Origin of the sequence: Vibrio scophthalmi (assembly GCF_040869025.1) — a bacterium.
Lineage (GTDB): Bacteria > Pseudomonadota > Gammaproteobacteria > Enterobacterales > Vibrionaceae > Vibrio > Vibrio scophthalmi.
Genome location: NZ_CP134271.1, coordinates 2,412,064 through 2,436,468, shown reverse-complemented (window position 1 = coordinate 2,436,468; position 24,405 = coordinate 2,412,064). Strand labels below are relative to the sequence as shown.

Annotated in this window: 20 protein-coding genes and 1 tRNA gene; 9 read left to right on the top strand and 12 right to left on the bottom strand. The window is 45.0% G+C overall.

Annotation, left to right across the window (positions count from 1 at the left end):
* Nucleotides 1-77 (bottom strand) — tRNA-Arg (locus RJD38_RS11235).
* Nucleotides 78-387: 310 nt separating this feature from the next.
* Between RJD38_RS11235 and folD the strand changes: the two genes are divergently transcribed.
* Nucleotides 388-1,248, top strand: coding sequence for a bifunctional methylenetetrahydrofolate dehydrogenase/methenyltetrahydrofolate cyclohydrolase FolD (gene folD, locus RJD38_RS11230; RefSeq protein WP_005594575.1), 861 nt, complete (start codon nucleotides 388-390; stop codon nucleotides 1,246-1,248).
* Nucleotides 1,249-1,827: 579 nt separating this feature from the next.
* Here the strand turns inward: folD and RJD38_RS11225 are convergent.
* The 4 genes from RJD38_RS11225 to RJD38_RS11210 all read right to left on the bottom strand — a co-directional run bounded on the left by RJD38_RS11225 (nucleotide 1,828) and on the right by RJD38_RS11210 (nucleotide 5,546).
* Nucleotides 1,828-3,027 (bottom strand): NupC/NupG family nucleoside CNT transporter, encoded by a 1,200-nt coding sequence (locus RJD38_RS11225; RefSeq protein WP_005593253.1) that lies wholly within the window; start codon nucleotides 3,025-3,027, stop codon nucleotides 1,828-1,830.
* A 227-nt stretch (nucleotides 3,028-3,254) separates the two neighbouring features.
* Nucleotides 3,255-4,199 (bottom strand): LysR family transcriptional regulator, encoded by a 945-nt coding sequence (locus RJD38_RS11220; RefSeq protein ID WP_065545554.1) that lies wholly within the window; start codon nucleotides 4,197-4,199, stop codon nucleotides 3,255-3,257.
* A gap of 64 nt (nucleotides 4,200-4,263) precedes the next feature.
* Complete coding sequence (locus tag RJD38_RS11215; RefSeq protein ID WP_065545555.1) at nucleotides 4,264-5,238, bottom strand: lytic murein transglycosylase; 975 nt, start codon at nucleotides 5,236-5,238, stop codon at nucleotides 4,264-4,266.
* A gap of 26 nt (nucleotides 5,239-5,264) precedes the next feature.
* On the bottom strand, nucleotides 5,265-5,546 hold the full coding sequence (locus tag RJD38_RS11210; protein WP_005593255.1) for a YcgL domain-containing protein: 282 nt from the start codon (nucleotides 5,544-5,546) through the stop codon (nucleotides 5,265-5,267).
* Nucleotides 5,547-5,728: 182 nt separating this feature from the next.
* On the opposite strand from RJD38_RS11210, the gene minC reads away from it, so the two are divergent.
* From minC to minE, 3 genes are read left to right on the top strand one after another with little or no spacing between them, the layout of a single operon-like run.
* A complete protein-coding gene (gene minC / locus RJD38_RS11205) occupies nucleotides 5,729-6,391 on the top strand; it encodes a septum site-determining protein MinC (RefSeq protein ID WP_065545556.1) in 663 nt (220 codons plus the stop codon).
* Between the two features lie 20 nt (nucleotides 6,392-6,411).
* Nucleotides 6,412-7,224, top strand: a complete 813-nt coding sequence (minD, locus tag RJD38_RS11200) for a septum site-determining protein MinD (RefSeq protein ID WP_009387670.1) — start codon at nucleotides 6,412-6,414, stop codon at nucleotides 7,222-7,224.
* Nucleotides 7,225-7,230: 6 nt separating this feature from the next.
* On the top strand, nucleotides 7,231-7,494 hold the full coding sequence (gene minE, locus RJD38_RS11195) for a cell division topological specificity factor MinE (RefSeq protein ID WP_005593259.1): 264 nt from the start codon (nucleotides 7,231-7,233) through the stop codon (nucleotides 7,492-7,494).
* A gap of 916 nt (nucleotides 7,495-8,410) precedes the next feature.
* On the opposite strand, the gene adhE is transcribed toward minE, so the two are convergent.
* Nucleotides 8,411-11,107 (bottom strand): bifunctional acetaldehyde-CoA/alcohol dehydrogenase, encoded by a 2,697-nt coding sequence (gene adhE / locus RJD38_RS11190; RefSeq protein WP_005593958.1) that lies wholly within the window; start codon nucleotides 11,105-11,107, stop codon nucleotides 8,411-8,413.
* A gap of 650 nt (nucleotides 11,108-11,757) precedes the next feature.
* Here adhE and RJD38_RS11185 point away from each other — a divergent pair.
* Both RJD38_RS11185 and RJD38_RS11180 read left to right on the top strand, forming a co-directional pair.
* Nucleotides 11,758-12,399, top strand: a complete 642-nt coding sequence (locus tag RJD38_RS11185; protein WP_005593959.1) for a YchE family NAAT transporter — start codon at nucleotides 11,758-11,760, stop codon at nucleotides 12,397-12,399.
* Between the two features lie 77 nt (nucleotides 12,400-12,476).
* A complete protein-coding gene (locus tag RJD38_RS11180) occupies nucleotides 12,477-13,328 on the top strand; it encodes an ion transporter (RefSeq protein WP_005593960.1) in 852 nt (283 codons plus the stop codon).
* Nucleotides 13,329-13,441: 113 nt separating this feature from the next.
* Here the strand turns inward: RJD38_RS11180 and RJD38_RS11175 are convergent, their stop codons facing one another.
* The 3 genes from RJD38_RS11175 to asd form a co-directional block, all read right to left on the bottom strand.
* On the bottom strand, nucleotides 13,442-13,963 hold the full coding sequence (locus RJD38_RS11175) for a type II secretion system protein (RefSeq protein ID WP_065545558.1): 522 nt from the start codon (nucleotides 13,961-13,963) through the stop codon (nucleotides 13,442-13,444).
* 169 nt (nucleotides 13,964-14,132) lie between these two features.
* Nucleotides 14,133-14,789 (bottom strand): GntR family transcriptional regulator, encoded by a 657-nt coding sequence (locus RJD38_RS11170; RefSeq protein WP_005593951.1) that lies wholly within the window; start codon nucleotides 14,787-14,789, stop codon nucleotides 14,133-14,135.
* 327 nt (nucleotides 14,790-15,116) lie between these two features.
* Nucleotides 15,117-16,235, bottom strand: a complete 1,119-nt coding sequence (asd, locus tag RJD38_RS11165) for an aspartate-semialdehyde dehydrogenase (RefSeq protein WP_005593950.1) — start codon at nucleotides 16,233-16,235, stop codon at nucleotides 15,117-15,119.
* A 576-nt stretch (nucleotides 16,236-16,811) separates the two neighbouring features.
* On the opposite strand from asd, the gene nhaC reads away from it, so the two are divergent.
* Nucleotides 16,812-18,245, top strand: a complete 1,434-nt coding sequence (gene nhaC / locus RJD38_RS11160) for a Na+/H+ antiporter NhaC (protein ID WP_005593949.1) — start codon at nucleotides 16,812-16,814, stop codon at nucleotides 18,243-18,245.
* Nucleotides 18,246-18,321: 76 nt separating this feature from the next.
* On the opposite strand, the gene RJD38_RS11155 is transcribed toward nhaC, so the two are convergent.
* From RJD38_RS11155 to yejK, 3 genes are all read right to left on the bottom strand, one after another.
* The gene (locus RJD38_RS11155) at nucleotides 18,322-19,476 is read right to left on the bottom strand and encodes a chemotaxis protein (RefSeq protein ID WP_065545559.1); all 1,155 of its coding nucleotides are present in this window, start codon (nucleotides 19,474-19,476) and stop codon (nucleotides 18,322-18,324) included.
* Nucleotides 19,477-19,676: 200 nt separating this feature from the next.
* Nucleotides 19,677-21,020: an Hpt domain-containing protein gene (locus tag RJD38_RS11150; protein ID WP_005593946.1), complete on the bottom strand. Its 1,344-nt coding sequence runs from the start codon at nucleotides 21,018-21,020 to the stop codon at nucleotides 19,677-19,679.
* Between the two features lie 201 nt (nucleotides 21,021-21,221).
* A complete protein-coding gene (gene yejK / locus RJD38_RS11145; RefSeq protein WP_005593945.1) occupies nucleotides 21,222-22,220 on the bottom strand; it encodes a nucleoid-associated protein YejK in 999 nt (332 codons plus the stop codon).
* 86 nt (nucleotides 22,221-22,306) lie between these two features.
* On the opposite strand from yejK, the gene RJD38_RS11140 reads away from it, so the two are divergent.
* Both RJD38_RS11140 and RJD38_RS11135 read left to right on the top strand, forming a co-directional pair.
* Nucleotides 22,307-22,531: a YejL family protein gene (locus RJD38_RS11140; RefSeq protein ID WP_005593944.1), complete on the top strand. Its 225-nt coding sequence runs from the start codon at nucleotides 22,307-22,309 to the stop codon at nucleotides 22,529-22,531.
* Between the two features lie 25 nt (nucleotides 22,532-22,556).
* Entirely contained in the window at nucleotides 22,557-24,356 is a 1,800-nt protein-coding gene (locus tag RJD38_RS11135; RefSeq protein ID WP_005593943.1) for a DUF3413 domain-containing protein, read from the top strand.
* Nucleotides 24,357-24,405: the final 49 nt, after the last annotated feature.

Genomic DNA, 24,405 nt, shown 5'->3' with positions numbered 1-24,405 from the left:
TGGCCGAGGTGGAGGGGCTCGAACCCCCGACCACAGACTTAGAAGGTCCGTGCTCTATCCAACTGAGCTACACCCCGGCAGGTATATCACTGTAACTTACTTACGCACTGCTATCTTATACTATATAAGAACCTGCGACCACATCCTTAGAAGGGACGTGCTCTATCCAGCTGAGCTAAGGGCGCGCTACAGGGCAGGATTATACGAGTTAGAACGCGCAACACAAGACCTTTTAGTAACATTCTGATCTGAATGCTTAAAAAAAGGGCAGCGCTGAGGGCTATGATTAAAAACACCACGAAGCAAACGTTTGCTTATAGATGTTCGTCAAATTTTTTGCGACAATACCCCGCGTATTACTCGCCATTCTATTTCTGAAGGAAAGTCATGACAGCTCAAAACATTGATGGGAAGTTGATATCGCAAACTGTGCGATCTGAAGTTGCTGCACGAGTGAAAGCGCGCAAGGAAGCGGGTTTACGTGCACCAGGTTTGGCTGTGGTTCTTGTGGGTGAAGATCCCGCATCACAGGTGTATGTAGGCAGCAAGCGTCGCGCTTGTGAAGAAGTTGGCTTTGTTTCAAAGTCATTCGATTTACCCGCCACAACCAATGAACAAGACTTACTGAGCTTGATCGATGAATTGAATGGTGATGACACGATTGATGGCATTCTAGTACAGCTACCTTTGCCTGCCGGTATTGACACCACACACGTGTTAGAAAGAATCCACCCAGAAAAAGATGTTGATGGTTTCCACCCATACAATGTCGGTCGTTTAGCTCAACGTATTCCAAAGCTACGTTCATGCACACCGAAAGGCATTATCACTCTGATGGAACGCTACAACATCGAGATGCGTGGTAAACATGCGGTTATCGTTGGAGCTTCTAACATTGTTGGCCGCCCAATGACGTTAGAGCTACTTTTGGCTGGCTGTACCACCACAACATGCCATCGCTTCACTAAAGATTTAGAAGGCCATGTACGTCAAGCTGACGTGGTTGTCGTCGCGGTTGGTAAGCCTAACTTTATTCCGGGTGACTGGATTAAGAAAGGCGCGGTGGTAATTGATGTTGGTATTAACCGTTTAGATAGCGGCAAGCTGGTTGGTGATGTGGAATATGCTAAAGCCAAAGAGCACGCAAGCTTCATTACCCCTGTTCCAGGTGGTGTTGGCCCAATGACAGTTGCGAGCCTAATTGAAAACACCATGATGGCGTGTGAGCAGTTCCATACGGACAAATAAAAATTTGAGAGGCGAGAACGCTCCGCTTCGAGAATATGTTCCACAGACTGATGAATAACCGAAGGGTTGGCGATGATCGTCAGCCCTTTTTTGATCGATAGAGAACGCTGCGCTCCGAGATTTTAGATGCGAGAATCGAAAGGCAAATCCACATAAAGATTTTCGGTGATCGAAAATAACTACCTCACCCTACTTCGTCATCCTCGAGAGGGAGGAACGACTGAGTCGGGGATCTCTGGCTTCGGCGCACATAAATCAGATTCCCTACTCGCGCTTCGCGCTCTATGGAATGACCAAAGGGTTAAAGGCGCTGCGCTTAGAGATTTGGGAAGTGAGGATAGTGAGAATAGTGAGAGCGCTACGTTCCGAGAAGCGAGACTAGCGAGAACGCTTTGCTCCGAGATTTTAGATGCGAGAATTGAGAGACGAGAAATGAAAAAGCTATGCTTGGTATTCAAAAAAGGGGTTAGCGTAATACGCTAACCCCTTTGAATTCTTAACATACTCCTCACAATTCTCACCGTGAGGCGCAGGCGAATTTTCTAGAATCTCAATTCTAAACTCTCGACTCTAAAAACCTTAAAGGCTCAGAATCACACCGGCAAGTGATGCGCTCATCAAGTTTGCCATTACGCCCGCCGCAATTGCGCGGAAGCCGTATTGAGAGATGAAAGTACGCTTTTCAGGTACGATACTGCCCAAGCCGCCGATCAACATCGCCATGGTTGAGATATTAGCAAAGCCACACAGTGCAAAGGTCACGATCGCTTGTGAATGTTCACTTAGTAACGGTTTCACTTCCATTAATTGGATGAAAGCCACGAATTCGTTAACTACAATCTTGTTACCAATCAAAGAACCCGCGATAGTCGCCTCGCTCCATGGCACGCCAAGTAGCCATGCAACCGGTGCAAATAGGTAACCAAGGATCAGTTCAAAACTTAGATCGATACCCACTAGGCCACCAGCCCAACCAAGAATACCGTTTAGCAGCGCAATCACACTGACAAACGCAAGTAAAGTTGCGCCTACCGCTACCGCGATACGTAAACCAGACATCGCACCATCAGCCATCGCTTCAACAACGTTAGTCGCTTTTGGCATTTCAACGTTCTCAAGTTCAACTTCTGGAGCAACAGTTTCACTTTCTGGCATCATGATTTTTGCCATTAAAAGGCCCGCAGGGGCAGACATGAACGCAGCGGCAATCAGGTAGTTTAGATCGACACCCAGTGATGCATAACCCACTAACGTGCCGCCCGCAACAGATGCCAAACCACAGGTCATGACTGTAAAGAACTGCGAATCTGTCATGTGTTTTAGGTAAGGCTTAACCACCAATGGCGCTTCAATCATACCCACGAAGATGTTCGCAGTAGCAGAAAGCGATTCTGCACGACCAATGCCCAGCAATTTTTGTAAACCACCACCGATAAGGTTAATCACTTTTGGCATTAGGCCAATGTGGTACAAACCAGAGATTAGTGCTGAGAAGAAGACGATAATACCTAATACATTAATCGCAAAGGTAAAGCTGCCTGTTGCCAAGCCACCAAATAGGAACGCAATCCCTTCTTGGCCATAGTTGATCAAGTTTGATACTGCGGCAGTCACATTACCTAACGCATCTTTACCTGCTGGCACATAAAGCACTAACAAAGCGAAAGAGACTTGTAGCGCAAATGCGAGTGATACCGTGCGGTAATTAATGTTTTTACGGTTGGTTGATAACAACCATGCGGTGAGCAAAATCGCCACAATACCTAAGATTGAGTTCATAAAATGAATCCGACTAAAAAGGGGGAACGGGAAAGGCATCGGATGATAGCGGCGAAAAAATGAGATGCAAGTCACACTTGTTGCGAAGTTGTAGTTCTCAGTGGTGCTTTTTGCACCACTTATTTAACCTGCTGTTTTATATAAGGATAAACGATTGCTCTAACGATTTATTTCCAAATGGAAAAGATGTTTCCAGCTTTGGAAATAATAAACCTTGGTTTGACGGGCTAGTTAGGTCGGCTAATGTAGGGGGAAAGTTGAACATCCCAATAGCAAGGGTTGCCAATTTTATCTTTGATAAATTCGATCACCGCAGAGGTTTTCTTCGGCAGATAATGGCGACTTGGATAGACGGCATAAAACGGCATGGTTTGGCTGGCTTTCCACTCTGGTAACAATTGAATAAGCTGGCCATTTTTAAACTCATCGCGGATCAAATACGTGGCCAAATAAGCAATACCCCACCCTGCAACGGCTGCATCACGCACCGCTTCGGCCAAATCCACTGAGTAGTTACCCGATACTTTAACATTCAACTGCTGCTCGGAATTCACAAAGGCCCAATTGGTGTAATCGCGCTCCCAGCTACGATAAATTAAACAGTTATGATCGCTCAGATCGTGCGGATGAACGGGTGCAGTGTACTGCATTAGGTAGTCTGGTGAGGCTGCAACCACAAACTGACAATCAGCAATACGACGAGCAATATAGCCTTCAGGCAGATGCTCGTTGTTAGTGATCCACAGATCAAGACCTTCTTCGAGCATATCAACCTTATAATCGAACAAGTGAACTTCTACTTGTAAGTTCGGATATTGCTCTCGCAGCTCTTGGATCGCAGGGATGATATGCAAAGTACCAAACGATTGAGAAAGCCCAAGTTTAACAAGCCCCTCCACTTCATCTCTCTGGCTTTCAATTTCATTTTGCGCTTCATCAATGATCTTAACGATCTTTTGGCAATGTCGATGAAAGCGCTCACCCGCTTCAGTGGCCGTGAAACTGCGCGTAGTTCGTTGAACTAACTTCACTCCAAGCGATTGCTCTAGCAGCGCCAGCTGTTTACTGACGTGCGAAACCGACACGCCCAAGCTTTTGGCCGCAAGGGTGAAGTTTTTATGTTTAAGCAAAGCGGAAAAGACCACCATTTGCGCGGCTCGATCGGAAAGCACTGCATCTCCTAAAAATGAAAGGGGCTCAATGAGCCCCTCAAGATAACACGTTTGAATAGAACGCTTAATCTAACATAATGCGGTCAGCAAGATGGCTAACAGCCAATGCGAAGTAGTAAGAGCGGTTCCACTTCATTAAAACATTGTAGTTGTTGTAAACAAGGTAAACGCGACCATCAGCTTGATCCGGTGCGGTTAACCAAGCTTCAATATCGTTATCTAACTTGGGTAATGGACGGCCATCATAACGGGTGACGCCCAACTTATTCCATTCGGTCAAGGTTTTCTGTTTGCCTTCTACACGACCCTCAATGCTCATATCAAAGTTAGCAGGCAGTTTTACTTGGCGACCCCAAGTATATGAATCATCCCAACCAGATTGGCTTAGGTAGTTCGCGGTTGAAGCAAACACGTCTGCTTTGGTGTTCCAAATGTCTTTCTTACCATCGCCGTTACCATCCGCAGCGAAGCTTAAAAATGAACTTGGCATAAACTGACATTGGCCCATCGCGCCGGCCCAAGAGCCTTTCATATCATCAACGTCAATGTGGCCTTGATCGAGGATAGTCAGTGCTGACATCAGCTCTTTACGAAAGAACTCTTCACGGCGTCCTTCATAAGCCATCGTCGATAGCGCATCAACCACGCTGTAGTTACCGGTGAATTTGCCAAAGTTACTTTCTACGCCCCATAGCGCGACAATAAATCTTGGCTGTACACCGTACTCTTCACCAATACGAGTCAGCTCTGCTTTGTGTTCTTTGTATAACTCTTTCGCTTGTTTTACTTTCCACTCTGGCACAGCGCGCGGGATATACTCATCTAAGGTGAGCTTTTTCTCTGGCTGATTGCGATCTGCTTTCACAGCACGTGGTTTAAAAGTAACGTCGGCAAAAGCACTGGTGACTATCGGTTCTGAGATGCCGTTTTCCAATGCTTGGATTTTCAAGAGTTCGACGTACTGCTCAAAGCTTTTTTCTTGAGCAAATACTGAAGATGTAATGGTTAAGCCTAGTACGACTGACAGTAGTTTTTTCACAATTGCCCTCCTTGAGCAATCCGATCTTATTCAGATTTCTGACGTGCTTTTTGTTCTTTGTATTCGTCTAATAAATTTTTTGGTGGCGGCGGCAGTTGTAGGAAATAGCCTTCGTCGTTCATCGATTGTTTCACTTTTTCGACATTCACTTGTGCTAGGGTACGACCTTCAAGTTTCACCACCATCACCATGGTAGGTTTACCAAACATTTGCATTAGCTGGTCAGGAACTTGTGAAAAATCGTCCTTTTTTGGCACATATAAGTATGCACCTTCTTTTTTCGAACTTTTGTAAATAGCACAAATCATGGGAAGCCTTTAATCCATCTTAGTTTAAAGAATATCAATCTTAAGTCATTTTTGGGAAGAAAACGCCCAAATGAGAGCAAGATAACTTGCTGACCGTATGCGGGGAATATAACATGACACCCCTACTCTCAGGCAACGTCATTTCTACGACGGCGATAACCCAATGAGGTCCAAAGTAAAAGATGTCACATACCCCGGATTTAAAAGGTAGTAGTTTTACTTTGTCAGTTTTGCACCTTTCTGACAACGATGTCGAAAAAACTATTCATTTTCTGAAAGAGAAGGTCGAGCAAGCTCCCGCTTTTTTCACATCAGCGCCAGTGGTGATCAATGTTTCCCTTGTACAAGGTGATATTGATTTCTCAGTATTGAAGCAAGGTATTTCCGATGTCGGTATGATCCCGGTCGGCATTACGGGCAGTAAAGATAAACGCACCCAAAATATGGCAAGTGAAGCGGGCTTTGCGATTATGTCGGCGAGTAAATCGCCAGCGCAAGCACCGGCAACAATGGCGCCCACTAAGATCATTCGTACTCCAGTACGATCTGGCCAGCAAATCTACGCCAAGGATGCCGATCTCGTGGTGCTCAACCACGTGAGTGAAGGCGCGGAAGTGATTGCTGATGGCTCCATCCACATTCATGGTACATTGCGCGGTCGTGCAATTGCTGGAGCCAATGGTAATAAAGGCGCAGTCATCGTATGTAATAAATTACATGCAGAATTAATGTCTATTGCAGGACACTATTGGCTTACTGAACAATTTGCTGAAGAATTTTGGCAACAAAAAGTTTTATTTGGTTTAGATGATGACTCGCTAAAGTTTGAGTTGTTGACGATTTAAAAGATTATAAGGAATAAAGAATGGCACGCATTATTGTCGTCACGTCAGGTAAAGGTGGTGTGGGTAAAACAACCTCCAGCGCTGCGATTGCCTCAGGCCTTGCGCTAAAAGGGAAAAAAACTGCGGTGATCGATTTTGATATCGGTCTACGTAACCTTGATCTTATCATGGGTTGTGAGCGCCGCGTGGTGTACGACTTTGTTAACGTCATCAATGGTGAAGCAACGCTAAACCAAGCGATGATCAAAGATAAGCGCACTGATAACCTGTTCATTCTGCCGGCTTCTCAAACTCGTGATAAAGATGCGCTAACCAAAGAAGGCGTAAAACGTGTTCTTGATGAGTTAGACGAAATGGGCTTTGACTTTGTTATCTGTGATTCACCAGCAGGCATCGAGCAAGGCGCGTTGATGGCACTGTACTTCGCAGATGAAGCGATTGTGACCACTAACCCTGAAGTCTCTTCTGTACGCGATTCAGACCGTATTCTTGGCATTCTAGATTCTAAATCAGTTCGCGCAGAACAAGGTTTAGAGCCTGTTAAGCAACACCTTCTGCTGACTCGTTACAACCCTGCACGTGTAAACCAAGGCGAAATGCTAAGTGTTGAAGATGTAGAAGAGATCCTACACATTTCTCTACTGGGTGTTATTCCAGAAAGCCAAGCAGTACTGAATGCATCAAACAAAGGTGTACCAGTAATTTTTGACGATCAGTCTGATGCAGGCCAAGCTTATGCAGATACCGTTGATCGTCTATTGGGTGATCAAATTGACTTCCGCTTCCTAACTGAGCAGAAGAAAGGGATTTTCAAACGACTATTTGGGGGCTAACACGGCATGTCATTATTGGAATTTTTCCGTCCACAAAAAAAGAATTCTGCAAACTTAGCCAAAGAGCGTTTGCAAATCATCGTTGCTGAGCGTCGCAGCCATGATGATCCGGCACCGTCATACTTACCGCAACTTAAAGAAGACATTCTAAAAGTGATCAGTAAATACGTTGCCGTTGATCCTTCAATGGTTGATCTGACGTTTGAACACAAAGACGACGATATCTCTGTGTTAGAGCTCAACGTCAAGTTGCCAGACGAAGAGAAGTAAACGCTTCTCCGCGAATTAAAGAGCCGATGCCAACGCATCGGCTTTTTTGTGCGAGCGAGAAGCGAGAGCGAAGAGAACGCTGCGCTCCGAGAGTTTAGAGGCGAGACAAAAAGAAAGAAACGAGAGGCGAGAGCGAAAACCTAAGCGTTGCCGCAAGACAAACCGCTCACCCAATGCCGTCATCCTCGAGAGAGAGGAACGACCGAGTCGGGGATCTGCAACTTCACCGCACAGAAGCAGATTCCCTACTCACGCTACGCGCTCTATGGAATGACCGAAGGGTTATAGCCACGAGAGGTGAGAGAAGAACGCGACGCTGCGCTCCGAGAGGCGAGACGGAAAAAGAGCAGGACGCTGCGCTCCTAGAAGCGAGATGAGACGAAAAGAAAGAAGCGAGATATGAGCGCGTACAGCTAAGCTTTGCCGCGAGACACACCACCCGCACGATTTCGTAATCCTCGGGAGGGAGGAACGACCGAGTCGGGGATCTACAACTTCACCGCACAAAAGCAGATTCCCTACTCGCGCTACGCGCTCTATGGAATGACCGAAGGGTTATGGCTATGAGAGAAGTGCGGGACGCGAGAGTCGAGACGAACAAAAAGCAGGACGCTGCGCTCCGAGAAGCGAGACGAGAGAAAAGCAGGATGCGAGAGGCGAGAGCGCAAACCCAAACTTTGTCGCGAGGCAAACCACCCGCCCGATTTCGTCATCCTCGAGAGGGAGGAACGACCGAGTCGGGGATCTCTCGGCTCTTTGCTCTCGTTTCTCAATTCTCTACTTCTCCACTCTCAAAGCGCAGCGCTCTCAATCCGTTCTAAAGAAAAAAGCCCCTGTCTTTCGACAGGGGCTTTGCACTTTTCCGATAAAGTAGATTTCGTGCTAGCGAAAACCTAACTCATAGCTGGGACTTAAATTAAGCGCCCGCTTTTTCTTTCTTAGCTTTAGCTGGTTTTGCTTCTTGGTCAGCTTTCTTCTTGATAACAGTTGTACCTTCGAAAGTTTCGCCTTCAACAAATGCAGTGCCAAAGTAAGAAGCAGTTAGAACTTCTTTTAGCTCGCTGATTAGTGGGTAACGAGGGTTCGCACCAGTACATTGGTCATCGAACGCTTCTACTGATAGCTCTTCAAGTTTCGCGATAAAGTCAGCTTCGTTAACACCTGCAGCTTGGATTGATAGTGGGATATCCAAATCAACTTTAAGCTCTTCTAACCAAGTTAGTAGACGTTCAATCTTCTGAGCAGTACGGTCACCAGCTTGGCTTAGGCCTAGATGGTCAGCAACTTCAGCGTAACGACGACGTGCTTGTGGACGGTCGTATTGAGAGAACGCAGTTTGTTTAGTTGGGTTATCGTTCGCGTTGTAACGTACAACGTTAGAGATAAGTAGTGCGTTAGCAAGACCGTGTGGTAGGTGGAACTCAGCACCTAGTTTGTGTGCCATTGAGTGACAAACACCTAGGAATGCGTTCGCAAATGCCATACCAGCGATAGTTGCTGCGTTGTGCACTTTCTCACGAGCGATTGGGTCAGCAGAACCATTTTTGTAGCTTGATGGTAGGTATTCTTTAAGCATCTTAAGAGCTTGCAGAGCTTGACCATCAGAGTATTCGTTCGCAAGAACTGATACGTAAGCTTCTAGAGCGTGAGTTACTGCATCGTAACCACCGAACGCTGTTAGCGACTTAGGCATGTTCATTACTAGGTTCGCATCAACGATAGCCATGTTTGGCGTGATTTCGTAGTCAGCTAGTGGGTACTTAGCACCAGTCTTGTCGTCTGTAACAACAGCGAATGGAGTAACTTCTGAACCCGTACCTGAAGTTGTAGTGATACATACAAGCTCAGCTTTTTGACCCATTTTAGGGAACTTGTAGATACGTTTACGGATGTCCATAAAGCGCATTGCTAGTTCTTCAAAGTGAGTTTCTGGGTGCTCGTACATAACCCACATGATCTTAGCTGCGTCCATTGGAGAACCGCCACCTAGAGCAAGGATTACGTCAGGTTGGAAGCTCTTCATTGCTTCAGCACCTTTCTCTACTACAGATAGAGTTGGATCCGCTTCTACATCAAAGAATGTTTGAACTTCGATACCTTGAGCTTTTAGTAGGCTTACTACGTCATCAGCGTAACCGTTGTTGAATAGGAAACGGTCAGTTACTAGGAACGCGCGTTTCTTACCTTCTAGGTCGCCAAGAGCGATTGGAAGGCTACCACGACGGAAGTAGATTGATTTCGGTAGTTTGTGCCACAACATATTTTCAGCTCGCTTCGCAACAGTTTTCTTGTTGATTAGGTGCTTAGGACCAACGTTTTCAGAGATAGAGTTACCACCCCATGAACCACAACCTAGCGTTAGTGATGGTGCAACGTTGAAGTTGTACAGGTCACCGATACCGCCGTGAGTTGTTGGGATGTTGATAAGAATACGTGCAGTCTTCATCTTGTCACCGAAGTAACGGATGCGGTCTGCGTTCACGTCTTGGTTAGTGTAAAGACCAGATGTATGGCCGATACCACCGATTTCTACCATTGTTACTGCTTGAGCAACGGCGTTTTCGAATGAAGACGCACGGAACATACCAAGAGTTGGAGATAGTTTCTCGTGAGCGAATTCGTCATCGTAAGATACTTCACCTAGGCCTTCACCCACTAGAATCTTAGTATCAGCTGGCACTTTAACACCCGCCATTTCAGCGATTGCTACTGCAGGTTGACCTACGATTTTCGCATTTAGTGCGCCATCGATAAGAAGCACTTTACGTACCTTATCTGCGTCTGCTTTGCTTAGTACGTGACCTTTGTGAGAAGCGAAACGCTCTTTCACTTCGTCATATACTTCATCCATTACGATAACTGCTTGCTCAGAAGCACAAACTACGCCGTTATCGAATGTTTTAGACATAAGGATAGATGCTACAGCACGTTTAACGTCTGCTGTTTCATCGATAACTACAGGAACGTTACCTGCACCTACGCCGATTGCTGGTTTACCAGAAGAGTAAGCCGCTTTAACCATGCCTGGACCACCAGTCGCAAGGATAAGAGCGATACCATCGTGCTTCATAAGAGCGTTTGATAGCTCAACTGAAGGTTGGTCAATCCAACCGATGATGTCTTTTGGTGCGCCCGCTGCTACTGCTGCATCTAGAACAAGTTTAGCTGCGTCGTTAGTAGAGTTTTTAGCACGTGGGTGTGGTGAGAAGATGATACCGTTACGAGTCTTCAGAGAGATCAGAGATTTAAAGATCGCTGTAGAAGTTGGGTTGGTTGTTGGAACGATACCACAGATGATACCTACAGGCTCAGCGATAGTCATTGTGCCTAGGTTGTCATCTTCTTCAAGGATGCCACAGGTTTTTTCGTCTTTGTACTTGTTGTAAATGAACTCAGACGCAAAGTGGTTCTTGATTACTTTATCTTCAACAATACCCATACCAGACTCAGCAACCGCTTGTTGTGCTAGCGGGATACGAGCATGGTTAGCTGCTAGAGATGCTGCGCGGAAAATCGCGTCTACTTTCTCTTGAGAGAACGTAGCAAATTCTTCTTGAGCTGCTTTTACGCGAGCTACTAGAGCATCTAGTTCAGCCAAATTAGTTACAGGCATAGGGAATCTCCTAAAATTAACAAATATTAAAAACTTTTTATTAAGCTCGTTGTTGGCTCGCTTTCACACTGTTTAGCGGCTTAACTAACAACACTCTTAGTAAATTGCTTTCAGGGCTGAGTATAATATTTCAGAGTATGAAAAAAATTGACTCAGATCAGTTCTGAAAAATTAATTACTCCCTTAGTGGTACCCACCTAAGAAAAACAACCTTAACACACTGATTTAAAAGAAATATAACCCTGAACCATCAATGTTCAAAAAAACCGCACTTAAACAACAAAAGCTCAAAAACTTTCAAAATTCTGTAAAAAAGTTTCATTTTTATACAAAAACGTCTCTTGTAAGCGCGGTTTCACGTGCTACTGAGAGTATATCCAAATCCCATTATCTCTCTACAACTACACATATCTTTTGTTGAAAATGTGCGAATGTTAACGTTTATGAAATTTGAAACCTTACATTCCACGCCTATGGTGTAACAAATCGTTCCAATGCCGTTCACAAAACCGTCAATAATAAGATTTTCTCACTCGTAGTGGCCTTTATACGTTAGATTTTTTCATTCGTTTACTCTTACGTAATGAACTACATTATGCGCGAAATTACCCCATTAACTTTTTCATTCCGTCAACGCGTGAGTCACTATTATGCAAACTATCGAGCTTGCGATATTTCTTCAGTTCTTTTTAGGCCTTGTGGCCGCTGTTAACCCTATTGGCATCATGCCGGTGTTCGTTTCTCTCACTGGTCATATGACGTTGGAGGAAAAGAAAAAGACAGCCCTCACTGCAAACGTTGCAGTTGTCGTTATTTTGATCGTCTCTTTATTAGCAGGACAAGTGCTGTTAGATATGTTCAGTATTTCACTCGACTCATTCCGCGTTGCGGGTGGCTTGCTGCTTCTTAGCATCGCATTTTCGATGATGAGCGGTAAGTTGGGTGAAGATAAACAAAACAAACAAGAGAAGACCGAGTCAGTCACTCGCGAACAAGTTGGCGTTGTGCCACTGGCTATGCCGCTAATGGCGGGCCCAGGTGCGATCAGTTCAACGATTGTTTATGGCGCACGTTACCCAAGCATGTTCGACACTATGGGGATTATTCTCACCATCATCGCTTTCTGCTTTTGCTCATGGTTATTATTCCGCTCAGCCCCACTGCTTGTTCGCTTCCTTGGCCAAACAGGCATTAACGTTATCACCCGTATCATGGGTTTGATCTTAGGTGCTCTTGGTATTGAGTTTATTGCGAATGGCTTACGTGGCCTTTTTCCAGCCTTAGTCGGTTAATACTCCTTTGATCGCTGGTTAGCCTCCCCTTCCCTTTCTGGTATGATGTGGCATCTGATTTTTAACGATGACACATCATGCCAAAGACTTCTTTAAAGCATCATCTCTACGTCATTATTTTCGGCACCCATACCAAAGCGGGCCGTGCCTTTGATATTAGTTTGATCATTGCAATCTTAATTTCATTGGTGGTTCTGGTATTAGAGTCATTACCTTCAGTCATGACCGAGTGGAGTACCGAGCTACGTTATTGTGAGTACGCCTTTACTGCCTTGTTTACCCTTGAGTACATCCTCAGGCTCTATTGTTCGCCTAAACCCAAAGCGTATGCCACCAGCTTTTATGGTGTGATCGATCTGCTCGCGATTCTGCCAACCTATCTGGCGATATTCTTCCCTGCAGTGTCATTTATGGGTGTGGTGCGTTTACTGCGTGTAATGCGCATTTTCCGCGTGCTGAAGTTGGTGCGTTATTTACAAGATTCCAATATCTTGTTGCGCTCGCTTTTGATGGCAAAACGCAAGATTTTCATCTTCTTTACCACGGTAGCGATTTTAGTCACGATTTTAGGCTCGTTGATTTATGTTATTGAAGGGCCTATCAATGGATTTACTAGCATACCGCAAAGCATTTATTGGGCGATCGTCACCATTACAACGGTTGGCTACGGTGATCTCGTGCCGCAAACAGCATTAGGGAAAGGTATTGCATCAATTACCATGCTATTGGGTTATTCCATTCTTGCCGTGCCTACCGGGATCATTACGGCTGAATTAAATCAAGAGATGAAGTCTCACCGAACATTGGTTAAATGCCCAAACTGTTCAAAGTCTGGACATGAGTCTGATGCGATGTACTGTAAGTTTTGTGGCGGGGAGTTGGCTGAACCCGATGCTCGTATGGTCACACAAGGGTCTGAGCTCGATTGATCAGTACAAGATTGTTAATTGAAATATCAAAAAGGGTGTCGTTTGACACCCTTTTCGTTGGTCGGATTTAGTTGGTGGTCTTGATATCTTAGAGCACACTTAGTCGTGACGGACTAACAACCATCCGTCACTGTTTCAATGGCATACTCATCACCGACCTGCATTGCAGTTGTGTATTTGACATAGCACTGAGTCGCTTCAATCTCACCATTAAAATCACTGCCTGTGTATCCGCGCAAATAGCTCGAACGCGTTACGATCCAATAATCAGGGGTGGTCAACGAGCCATTATTTCGTGCCGCCCAAACCCATTCTTTACTCAGATCATGATAGCCTTCATCTAAAGTAAGAAATTCAACTAAACCTTGCTTGTTCACCGCGGGATAGCCAAATTGGATCGAGCCCGCCCCGTCAATGGCATAATACGCTTCGTTCTGTTTATCCAATACCACTGCCTTACTATGAGCAAGTTCCACTGCATCACGCACCACTGCCGATACACCTTGCAGAGCAGAGGTATTAGCACTGTCTTTAAGATTGATGAATTTAGGCATCGCCACCACAGCCAAAATCGCCAAGATAACCATCACCACCACCAATTCAATCAGTGTAAAACCTTGTTTCGTTCGCTTCATCGTTGATCCCCTTTTACCAAGCGGAGTTACGGTAAAGGAGCTAAGTCAGCGGCATGTCATTGATTTGTTAGCGCAAGTCAGAATCTAAATCGTTCGCCACTAGACTGGATATGAAAATACCCGCTCAGTGGCGGGTATTGAGGATAGGTATAACACCGACTACGATCAATTATGCTTGGTTATTTTTGATCGACTCACAAAGTGGGGTTACTGGTGTGATATTAGCTTTAGCTTCTTGCCACGCCAGTTCCGCATTACCGTTACAGATCGCATCGATCATCGGTTTATGACTTAGCGCACTTTGCGACAAATCGTAATCAATGTGGGTCATACTTAAATAACTCAGCAATTGGTTAGCGATCTCACCATAGGCTTTTTCCATGCGCTTACTGCAACTCACCTCGATGATTTTACGATGCAGTTTAAAGTCAGCTTGGCTGATTGCTTGAATATCATCAGGAGCAGAAGCACATAAATCGCAATATTCTTGGAACAGCTCACTCAGGGCTTTCTTATCTTGCTCTGAAGCTTTTTCAGCCGCCATCGCCGCCGCTTGGCTTTCAAGCGCGACTCGTAGGTTGTACAGTTCCCATAAGTCGTCTTCATCAAGCATGAATACATGCCAGCCAGCGTAAGGCTTTTGCACCACAAGACCTTCGTGGGACAAGGTGTTGAGCGCCATTCGAACTGTACTGCGTGACAGCTCCAAATCCTTGGCTAGGGTGCTTTCAACAATTTTCTCGCCTTGTTCCATTTCACCGTTCACGATCTTCTCGCGAAGGTAGTCGGTGGCTTGTTCTTCTAAGCTTTGTTTATTGATTATCATTGTTTGAAGTTATCCGTTGGCTTTATCTATACACAGTCATCCTAAACTGGCATATCGAGCACATTGTCTGGGATCTGTGCGTATCATAGCAAACTCTGCTTTCCAACCGCACTACTGTAGTAGTGAAAACAAGTGCAACGGGTTAAATATTGAGTTGTTGCCGCCTAATGTGATGATAAATCACGCACTACCACAACCATTACCTCTTTGCTCAGCGATCTATTCTTTATCTAGCACCAATAATAAAGGCTACCCCATGGTAGCCTTTGATGTTACGCGTCACTCACTCGCCCCTAACAACGACCTGTTGCGGGAAGTGATAACGAATTATTGTTTTTCTGCCAGAATGATACGCAGTGTACGACGTAGTGGTTCTGCAGCACCCCACAGTAGTTGGTCACCAACAGTAAAGGCATTTAGGAAGTCATCACCCATCGCCATTTTACGTAAACGGCCTACAGGAACAGACAGTGTGCCCGTCACTTTTGCCGGGGTCAGCTCTTGTGCTGTAATGTCTCGCTCGTTCGGGATCACTTTAACCCAATCGTTATGAGTTGCGATGATTTCTTCAATCTCATCCATTGGCACATTTTGCTTCAGCTTAATGGTGAGCGCTTGAGAGTGACAACGCATTGCACCGATGCGCACACATGTACCGTCAATTGGCACTGGTGCATTTTGGAAGCCTAAAATCTTGTTCGCTTCAACACCCGCTTTCCACTCTTCTTTGCTCTGACCATTATCACGCTTCACATCGATCCACGGGATCAAAGAGCCTGCCAGTGGCACACCGAACTTATCGGTTGGGAAAGAGCCACTGCGCATGGTGTCGGCCACTTTTTGGTCAATATCAAGAATTGAGCTGGCTGGATTTGCAAGCTGTGAGCTGACGGCGTCGTTCACCACACCCATTTGTGAAATGAGCTCACGCATGTTTTGTGCACCCGCGCCAGAAGCTGCTTGATACGTCATCGCGCTAGTCCATTCAACCAACCCTTTTTCAAACAGACCACCAAGGCCCATCAGCATCAAGCTCACGGTACAGTTACCACCAACAAAGGTGTTGGTGCCGCCGAGAATACCTTGTTGGATCTGTGCGTGGTTGACAGGATCAAGAGTGATAATCGAATCAGATGCCATACGTAGCGTTGAAGCGGCATCAATCCAGTAGCCTTTCCAACCCGCTTGGCGAAGTGCTGGGTACACTTGCTCGGTATAACCACCACCTTGACAGGTGATAATGGCATCTAGCTGCTTTAAACTTTCGATATCGAAGGCATCTTGCAGATTTCCTGCATCTTTATTGGCAAAAACAGGTGCCGGAATGCCAATTTGCGATGTACTGTAAAATACCGGCTCAATGAAATTGAAGTCACCTTCTTCAACCATGCGTTGCATTAGCACAGAACCAACCATGCCACGCCAACCAACTAAACCTACTCTCATCATCTACTCTCCATGTATTCTTTAAAATGGGTATTTCTCAAAAACTTCTCTTTGTCCATATTTCAATTTTCAAACAAAAATCTCAAGTGAAAAATCATTCTTTGCTACAACTTTTACGATTATTTCTACAATTTAACCATAAAACGGTCATTTATAGTATGAATTGACAGCTTCCTTCCGCCCACTCAACCGCTCGCCTAGTAAAAAACACACGTTACATCTGTAACACATAAAGATCACACCACAAAAAAGTTAACGCATCACAGGGTTAACATTATATAAAATATTTAACTAAAAAGACCCCCATATTGAGCTAGATACAATACATAAATGAAACACACTCGATATATTCGTCTATTTAGGGTAAAGTCCGTGCTATCAAAAAGGAGTTAACACTCGTATCAATCACTTAGCGCAAACAGAATCATTCTGTAAGCAAATCGAACCCACAACCTTTACGCAATCACACGATTACGACCAAGTTAAAATCTTGGCCTCGGTGTCTGTTTGCCCTAAATTTTTGTCTGGTTTGCTGTGTTTTGTGATGAACGGTATTAAATAGCTAAGAGGCTCGCGATGACGCAACGTACACTTCGCCTACCAAGTTTGACACAAGTAATTGTTTCTCTTGGTTTATTCCTACTAATGGCATTTTCGTTTACCGCCAAGTTCAATTTGCCTATTCAGCTTGCGCTGTATATTGGCTGGTTCATTATTATCGTATTGGGCTTACGACTTGGGCATAAATACAAAGAGCTAGAACAAGCGGCTCTAAATGGCATTTCTAATGGTTTAGGCGCGGTACTGATCCTACTCGCCGTTGGTGCACTCGTCGGAACTTGGATTTCTGGCGGTATCGTACCGACCATCATTTACTATGGCCTAAAAGCGATCCATCCTTCTATTTTTCTACTCGCTACCATGGTGATCTGTTCTCTAACCGCTTTGGCCACGGGCACCTCTTGGGGAGCGGCTGGTACTGCGGGTATTGCGATGATGGGAATTGGCCAAGGGCTTGGCGTACCTGCACCGATTACGGCGGGTGCTATCCTTTCTGGTTGTTACTTTGGCGATAAGATGTCACCGCTGTCTGATTCCGTGATTTTAGCTTCTTCAATGTCAAACGTTGAAGTGGTCGAGCACATTAAAGGCATGCTACCTATCGCGCTTATCAGCTACATCATCACTGGTATTCTGTTTACACTGTTCGGCTTCCACTACGCGGGTAACATCGACATGTCACAAGTAGACGGTGTGATTGCCGCGATGGATCAACAGTTCTACATCACGCCATTCTCGTTTGTTCCGGTCGTTATTGTCTTAGCTTTACTCGCCATGCGCATGCCTTCATTCCCAGTGATCAGCTTTGGTTCTTTACTGGGTATTGTTTGGGCAGTGATGATCCAAGATGTGAATTTCCTAACTGCATTTCAAACCGCATGGGAACCGTACTCGATTTTATCGGGCGTAGACTTCATCGATTCAATCTTAAACCGTGGTGGCATGTCTTCAATGCTGGGGTCGGTTGCGGTTATCGTGTTTGGTTTAGGTTTTGGTGGCTTACTAGATAAAGTAGGCGTACTAGAAACGGTGGCGAAAATGTTTGAACGTCGTGTAAACAGCGCCGGCTCTTTAGCTACCTCGACCATTGCTACCGCGTTTATGGGTAACGTCTTTGGCTCTGCAATGTACGTGTCGCTTATCCTTACGCCAAAAATTTGCGCCAAAAATTACGACCGTCTGGGCTATAAACGTAAGAACCTTTCACGTAACGCGGAATTTGGCGGTACATTAACCTCGGGCATGGTGCCATGGAGTGATAATGGCATTTATATGGCAAGTATTCTGGGCGTCGCAACCCTCTCTTATGCGCCATTTATGTGGCTCAGCTTCGTTTGTATTATCGTGACCATCGTGACCTCGTACTTAGGCTTGTTCGTGGATAAATGCGAACCAACTGCACAAGCAAGCGAGGAAGAAGAAAGCGGCTTGCAGCAGCAAAACGCCTAACCTTTCCGTTACCGATGAAAAAAGAGCGCCTAGGCGCTCTTTTTTGTTATCCCACAATCGCCTGTTAGCGACTTATTTACTGCTTTGCTTTGACAGCAGATCGTTTACCCAGCAGATAGCCTAGACCCAGTGGGGCAAAGAAAATTACGCCAATAAACAGCACAAAGTAAAGGATGGTGCTTTTGATTAACTCGATAAGTTTATCCATCGCAAGGTTCACCACCTGTTGTGAAACGTGGTCTAAATCTTGAGCAAACTTCTCTCGCTCATGGCTAATAATTAGCGCTACTTCTTGCCGCTCTCTTGCTACCATCGCCTCTAACGCTTGGCGCTCAACACTCAATTGCGCCAATCTAGCCTCGGTTTTTTGATCAATGTCTTCCACGAGCGGCTGCAATTGCAATGCCATCTGCTCAGCTAAATCGCTCATGTACTCGGGGTTGTTTTGGATAAAATCGTTCAGTGCATCTGACGTCACTTTTAAACTATCTAAAGCTTGATTAACCTGCTCAATACTGGCCGTGCTATTTAACGCCAGTAATTGCGCTTTCCACGTCATGATTTTCGGTGTTTGCTCAGAGACTAAGCTAAGGCGATCAGAAACATCCCCTATCGCTTCAGGCATTGTGCCCAACGTCGTGACCGCTTCTTCTTCACTGATGTTATTGGCCTCGAGCCATGCGCGATAAGCGGGCGTACGAATTAAGCTAAGATCGGCGAAGGGGTAAGTCGCCACAAACTGGGTAACAAACTCATTTGATTGCGCATACACGCTCGGTTTGAGCAGTGCTTTGGCGAGCTTATCAATCTCTTTGGCAAGATGCGCTGAGACTTGTTTCGCTTCATCACCAATAAACAGGTCTTTTCCCCCACCTTGCGCGAAAAATTGATTCATTTGATGGGTAAATACCCATGTATCAATTAGCCCTGCCATTGGCGAGACTTGGTAAGCAGCTGCTTGCAAACCTTCTTCAGCGTTGATTTTCCATAACAAGATATAAGACTGATAGAGCTGATCTTTAGGTTCATACTGTTTATGCAGTACATCTGCCGCTTGCTCAACTTGGGCAAAGAATTGCTGAGCATATTCACGCGTCATGATACGCATATTGAGCTCTTGCTGGGTCAATGGAACGGTTTGGCTGTCAATTTTGACTTCCAATAATGAACACCCGGAAAGCGTTACCGTGAGCGATAAAAATGCGCCTAATAAACATCGACGGAGAAACATACTGTCACCTACAACTACTTTATCTAACTTTGAACAATGCCAACCGAATTAAGTAAACCCGTTCAAAGGCTTATTGATGGTGACATAAGCCTGTTTATACATCAGTTTGCTTAAGTTTAAGTCAGAGTACCTTTAAATCACTGAGTTATTTATCAACGAATGAGAGAATAACGTACGATATTTCAATATTGCTGTCAGACTCACGCTTCTTCCGTCAGAAATCCCTTTGCTTCTTTAATCGCTTGGCTCAAATAGACATCCAATGTCACTAATAGCTCGGCGACCTGAGTGCTGTCTTTTTGAATCGCCTCTTCTACCTTACCAGCAATATCGCGTAAACGATCGGCACCAAGATTGCCACCCACTCCTTTAAGGCTGTGTGCTTTGCGAATCGCTTCCTCTGGTGCATCACTGAGTAAGCGGGTTATTTCGGCGACATCGCGCTGATGATCTTCAACGAACACCTCCAACAACATACAGAGTGATTCACGATCATCGCCTAATGAGTCCAGCATCAATGGAAAATTAATTTGGCTTTCAACCCCTGCAGGTTCACTCTGTGAGATAGATTGCGGCTCTTGCTCGCCATTACTGGCCACAAAATTAACAATATTGGCTTGCTCTGGCTTGATAGCGACGGAAGGCGCTTGCTCTTCCAATTGAGATGATGTCATCGACTCTGTTTGTTGTTTTTGTGGCGAGACTTGAGTGCGACGAGTTTGTGTTTGCGACTCCGTCTGCGAATTAAGCGATGATGACGATACGACTTGTGCGGCAAACAAAGTAAAGCTGCGATACCACAGTGCCATTAATAGCAGCATCACACTGCCACTCAGCAGTGCGCCGATGATGAAATGTTTTTCCAGTAACAAATGATATTGGTCACCGATCGCGGTCACTTCATTATGCACGGAGTGACTTACCAGTTGAGAGACCAAATACGATCCTTGCGCATAGCTGCCCATGACCTGAGAGGTATTGGCTAAGATAACTTGCAGTTGCTGCTTATCTTCTGCCGCTAATGACAAGGATTGGGTGTACAAATTATCTAGGTCGCGATAGGCAACGGAAGCTTGGGAGGCATCAGAAAAGAGAGCCTCAAAAACATAAGCACTTAAACGGTAGTAATACGACTCAAGATCTGATTGCTCTGCATAGGCAAGACGCTTTGCTTGCACCTGAGTAATCAAATCAACCAAGGCGAGCTCTGTATTGATAAAAGCATGACTTTGTTCAACAAACCATTCCGTAGTAAACAACAATTGTTGGACATCTGGATTGAACCATTCTTTGGCTGACGCTTGCGATAATTGCTGGTGCAGCTGTTCAATCTTATTCAGATTGTTGACCTGCTGCTCGACAAGATTGACGCGATAAGGGGCGTCGAAAAAGAGCCGACTGCGGAACTCTTCAATACTGTCACCCAGTTGGGCAACCTTGACCATCTTTGCTTCCGTTTTATGGTAGTTCACCACTAAAGCGGTGAGCGCAATGGCCCAAATTAGAATTAATCCCCAGCCAAGCATCAGTTGTCTTTTTTGCATGTCCACCTACACATGGTTAATTCTCTAAAATACAAGAATATACGCAAAGTGGCCGTAATGCAGGTTAGGACGGACAAAATGTCGCCAAGCGCAGGTTATCGATAAGAAATGTAACAAGTACAAAGGTAGGCAAAAACCCTTAGGTAATAAAAAGCCCCGCATGAGAGGCGAGGCTAAATAATCATTATATAAAACGATTTATCATTTACGTGTCAGCTGATCACGTAGATTTGGCGGTGTGCCTTTAATGGTCAGTGTATCCGTTTCTGGATCATAAAATACGCGCTCACCTAAAAGCATGCTATCGAAGCTCATGTTAATACCACCGCCGGCACCCACGTATTTAGTGAGTTTGCGTACGGTTGAGCGATCGGCAGGGAAGCTCTCTTCCAGCTCATAACCGTGATCTTGAGTAAACTGTAAGAAGCTTGAGCCATCTTCTGCAGGTGGTAATTCACCAGACAACTCTTTGATTTGCACTTCATCGCCAGATTTAAGTTGGCCACTGCAGTAATCAAACACTTGTTTTTTATAGCTGTTTGCATCTGATTTTTCTAATTTAGAATCAGTACAAAAATCTTCTACCGCTTGCATCAATACTTGGTTTTGCTGCTTAGTATCAAGACCGATATCGGCTTGTAGGAAGTCGAGGAAAAAATCAGCCACTTTACGGCCAACACGACCTTTGATGTAAGTTAAGTAACGATTTGAATCTTGATCTGTTTCAAAGCTCGACAGATCAATGCGTGCGGCGATATCCATTTTTGAAAGGTCAAGATAGTCTGTTGCACTAATATCTAGGCCTTCTGTTACTTTCAAACTGTGGTTTGAAGGAATAATACCGACAAATAAATAATCCGTCGCCAATGACTGATATTCAGCAAAAACTAAGATACCTTCGTCTGCAAATGGGTACTTAGACAATTCATCTTTAAGACGATTTGCGCTAACTTGTGAGAAATCATAAAAATTTCGATCTTGCTTGCGAAGTTCTTGCAACCAGACTTGAAATTCGCTGTCTGATTTAAAGGAACCGAAACCTTTACCTGCTTTCGAGTTAAATACACGATGCAGCTCAGCAACAAGGTTTTCACTAGAGGTATCGTTCGCCAACGCGTCTGCGCGGAAGTTAACCACCAGTTCTTCGGATTCGTTTTTTTGCAGTTGATGTAGGATAACGTTAGAAAGATAGAGGCTCATGATGAAATTTATCGTCGTTCTAGGATTCAGTTGCTCGGCATTGTAGGTTATCATAAGCCGCTTTACTATTCTTCATTAGAGTCTTTATGCCGATTACATCTAAATACAGCGACGAAAAATTTGAAAACATTTTGACCGAAGTTGCGGCTGTGCTAGCTAAGCACGGTGCTGGTCCAGATTTATCATTAATGATCGCTGGTAACATTGCAACAAACGTAATCAATGAACGTGTTGGCCAAGGTCAACGCAAAGCAATTGCTGAAAAATTTGCTCAAGCATTGTTGTCTTCAATTGACGACAAAGCACACTAATTAGAACCGGAATTTAGAACAGTACATGGTAGATAACGGAAATACATACGGAGAGCGCGTTTCGCGTTTGGTTGGTTGGGGCCATTGGTTTGCGTTTTTCAATATTATCGCAGCCATGCTTGTCGGTACCCGATACATCACTCAATCTCCGTGGCCTGAGACACTACTCGGTCAGTTTTACCTCGCGGCTTCCTGGGTTGGCCATTTTGGCTTCTTGGTGTTCGCGCTTTATCTGCTGGTTCTATTTCCACTGACGTTCATCATTCCGTCACGTAAGCTATTTCGCTTAGTGTCGGTCTGTTTGGTGACTATAGGCTTGACGCTGCTGCTTATTGACACGCAAGCCTATCAAACCATTAATCTTCACCTTACTCCCGTAGTATGGGAAGTCCTATTTTCTGAAAACAGTGGTACCGTAAGTGCCGATTTACAGCATCTATTCGTTGTATTACCGCTGATTTTCTTAGTTGAGTTGGCGCTATCTGAATGGGTGTGGCGTAAGCAACGTAAACTATCGCACAAGCATGTCGGACGCCCGATTGCTGCGATATTTTTCATCTGCTTTACCTCAAGCCACCTGATCTACTCGTGGGCGGATGCGCATTTCTACACCCCAATCACCTCTCAACAGGCGAATTTCCCGTTGTCATACCCAATGACGGCGAAATCCTTTATGGAAAAACATGGCCTACTTGATCGAGAAGAGTACCTCAAGCGACGCGCTGAGAGCTTGGGTGAGTCAGAATTGGTTCGCTACCCACTAGAACAAATCGAATTTAGTCGCCGCGCCAACCCACTTAATGTACTGGTTGTAAGCGTCAACAATTTGCGTGCTGATGCGTTAAATGCTTCGGCCATGCCTAATACTTTCCAATATTCCTTAGATAACTTGAGCTTCAATAATCATTTCAGTTCAAGCAACGATAGCAATGGTGTTTTTGGCTTGCTCTACGGCTTGCCAACGAGTTACGCAAGCAGCATTAAAGAACAAGCGTCACTGCCAATCGTATTGTCAACTCTGCAAGATCAAGACTATCAATTTGGTCTCTTTAGTGGTGATAACTTTGAAGACCCACTGTACAAAGATATCGTCTTTAATGGTCTTGAACTGCAATCGATTGAAACGGCTAAGGCAAAATCTTCTGACATGTTAGCAATCAATGCTTGGGCCGATTGGGTGCAAGTGCAAGATGGCCAGCCTTGGTTTAGCTTTATTGAGCTCACCACGCTCGATAACTTTAATGATTATTCGCACTCTGCTGGTAACGCGAGTGAATCACTCAGTGCCAGCTATACGCAATCTGTTAGCATCGCAGATCAAGAATTAGCGACGCTGTATGCAAAAATTGAAGAGCTAAAGCTATCTGATTCAACCGTAATTATCGTGACGTCAAACCATGGTACTGAGTTTAATGAGACGGGCTCAAATAGCTGGGGTGCAGGCTCTAACTACAGCCAATACCAACTTGAAGTGCCGATGGTGATTCATTGGCCAGGTAAAGTTGCTGGCCAGTATAACCACCGAACCAGTCACCTAGATTTATCTGTCACATTACTGCAAGATTTACTGGGCGTTTCATCTAATCCGTCAGATTACAGCAGTGGTCGCAATCTGTTTGATGAACGTTCACGTAAGTGGATTCTAGCAGGCGATCATCACGAACTCGCGCTGATCACCAACAGCAACACCACTGTGATCGATAAGTTTGGTAACTATAAGCTCTATGATGCGAACTACCAGCGCTTACGTGATGAAAATCCCGCACTACCTGTACTGATGCAAGGCTTGACCGAATTGCAGCGCTTTTACACAAAAAGCAAATAAATCAGTTCGTTATATTGACGCCAGCAGACCGACTCGTTAAATTGAAGCA

Excerpts from the sequence above, each read along its gene's own strand:
- folD (WP_005594575.1), top strand. The coding sequence starts at position 388 with ATGACAGCTCAAAACATTGATGGGAAGTTGATATCGCAAACTGTGCGA.
- RJD38_RS11225 (WP_005593253.1), bottom strand. The coding sequence starts at position 3,027 with ATGAACTCAATCTTAGGTATTGTGGCGATTTTGCTCACCGCATGGTTG.
- RJD38_RS11210 (WP_005593255.1), bottom strand. The coding sequence starts at position 5,546 with ATGATTTGTGCTATTTACAAAAGTTCGAAAAAAGAAGGTGCATACTTA.
- minC (WP_065545556.1), top strand. The coding sequence starts at position 5,729 with ATGTCACATACCCCGGATTTAAAAGGTAGTAGTTTTACTTTGTCAGTT.
- minD (WP_009387670.1), top strand. The coding sequence starts at position 6,412 with ATGGCACGCATTATTGTCGTCACGTCAGGTAAAGGTGGTGTGGGTAAA.
- minE (WP_005593259.1), top strand. The coding sequence starts at position 7,231 with ATGTCATTATTGGAATTTTTCCGTCCACAAAAAAAGAATTCTGCAAAC.
- adhE (WP_005593958.1), bottom strand. The coding sequence starts at position 11,107 with ATGCCTGTAACTAATTTGGCTGAACTAGATGCTCTAGTAGCTCGCGTA.
- RJD38_RS11185 (WP_005593959.1), top strand. The coding sequence starts at position 11,758 with ATGCAAACTATCGAGCTTGCGATATTTCTTCAGTTCTTTTTAGGCCTT.
- RJD38_RS11180 (WP_005593960.1), top strand. The coding sequence starts at position 12,477 with ATGCCAAAGACTTCTTTAAAGCATCATCTCTACGTCATTATTTTCGGC.
- RJD38_RS11175 (WP_065545558.1), bottom strand. The coding sequence starts at position 13,963 with ATGAAGCGAACGAAACAAGGTTTTACACTGATTGAATTGGTGGTGGTG.
- RJD38_RS11170 (WP_005593951.1), bottom strand. The coding sequence starts at position 14,789 with ATGATAATCAATAAACAAAGCTTAGAAGAACAAGCCACCGACTACCTT.
- asd (WP_005593950.1), bottom strand. The coding sequence starts at position 16,235 with ATGAGAGTAGGTTTAGTTGGTTGGCGTGGCATGGTTGGTTCTGTGCTA.
- nhaC (WP_005593949.1), top strand. The coding sequence starts at position 16,812 with ATGACGCAACGTACACTTCGCCTACCAAGTTTGACACAAGTAATTGTT.
- RJD38_RS11155 (WP_065545559.1), bottom strand. The coding sequence starts at position 19,476 with ATGTTTCTCCGTCGATGTTTATTAGGCGCATTTTTATCGCTCACGGTA.
- RJD38_RS11150 (WP_005593946.1), bottom strand. The coding sequence starts at position 21,020 with ATGCAAAAAAGACAACTGATGCTTGGCTGGGGATTAATTCTAATTTGG.
- yejK (WP_005593945.1), bottom strand. The coding sequence starts at position 22,220 with ATGAGCCTCTATCTTTCTAACGTTATCCTACATCAACTGCAAAAAAAC.
- RJD38_RS11140 (WP_005593944.1), top strand. The coding sequence starts at position 22,307 with ATGCCGATTACATCTAAATACAGCGACGAAAAATTTGAAAACATTTTG.
- RJD38_RS11135 (WP_005593943.1), top strand. The coding sequence starts at position 22,557 with ATGGTAGATAACGGAAATACATACGGAGAGCGCGTTTCGCGTTTGGTT.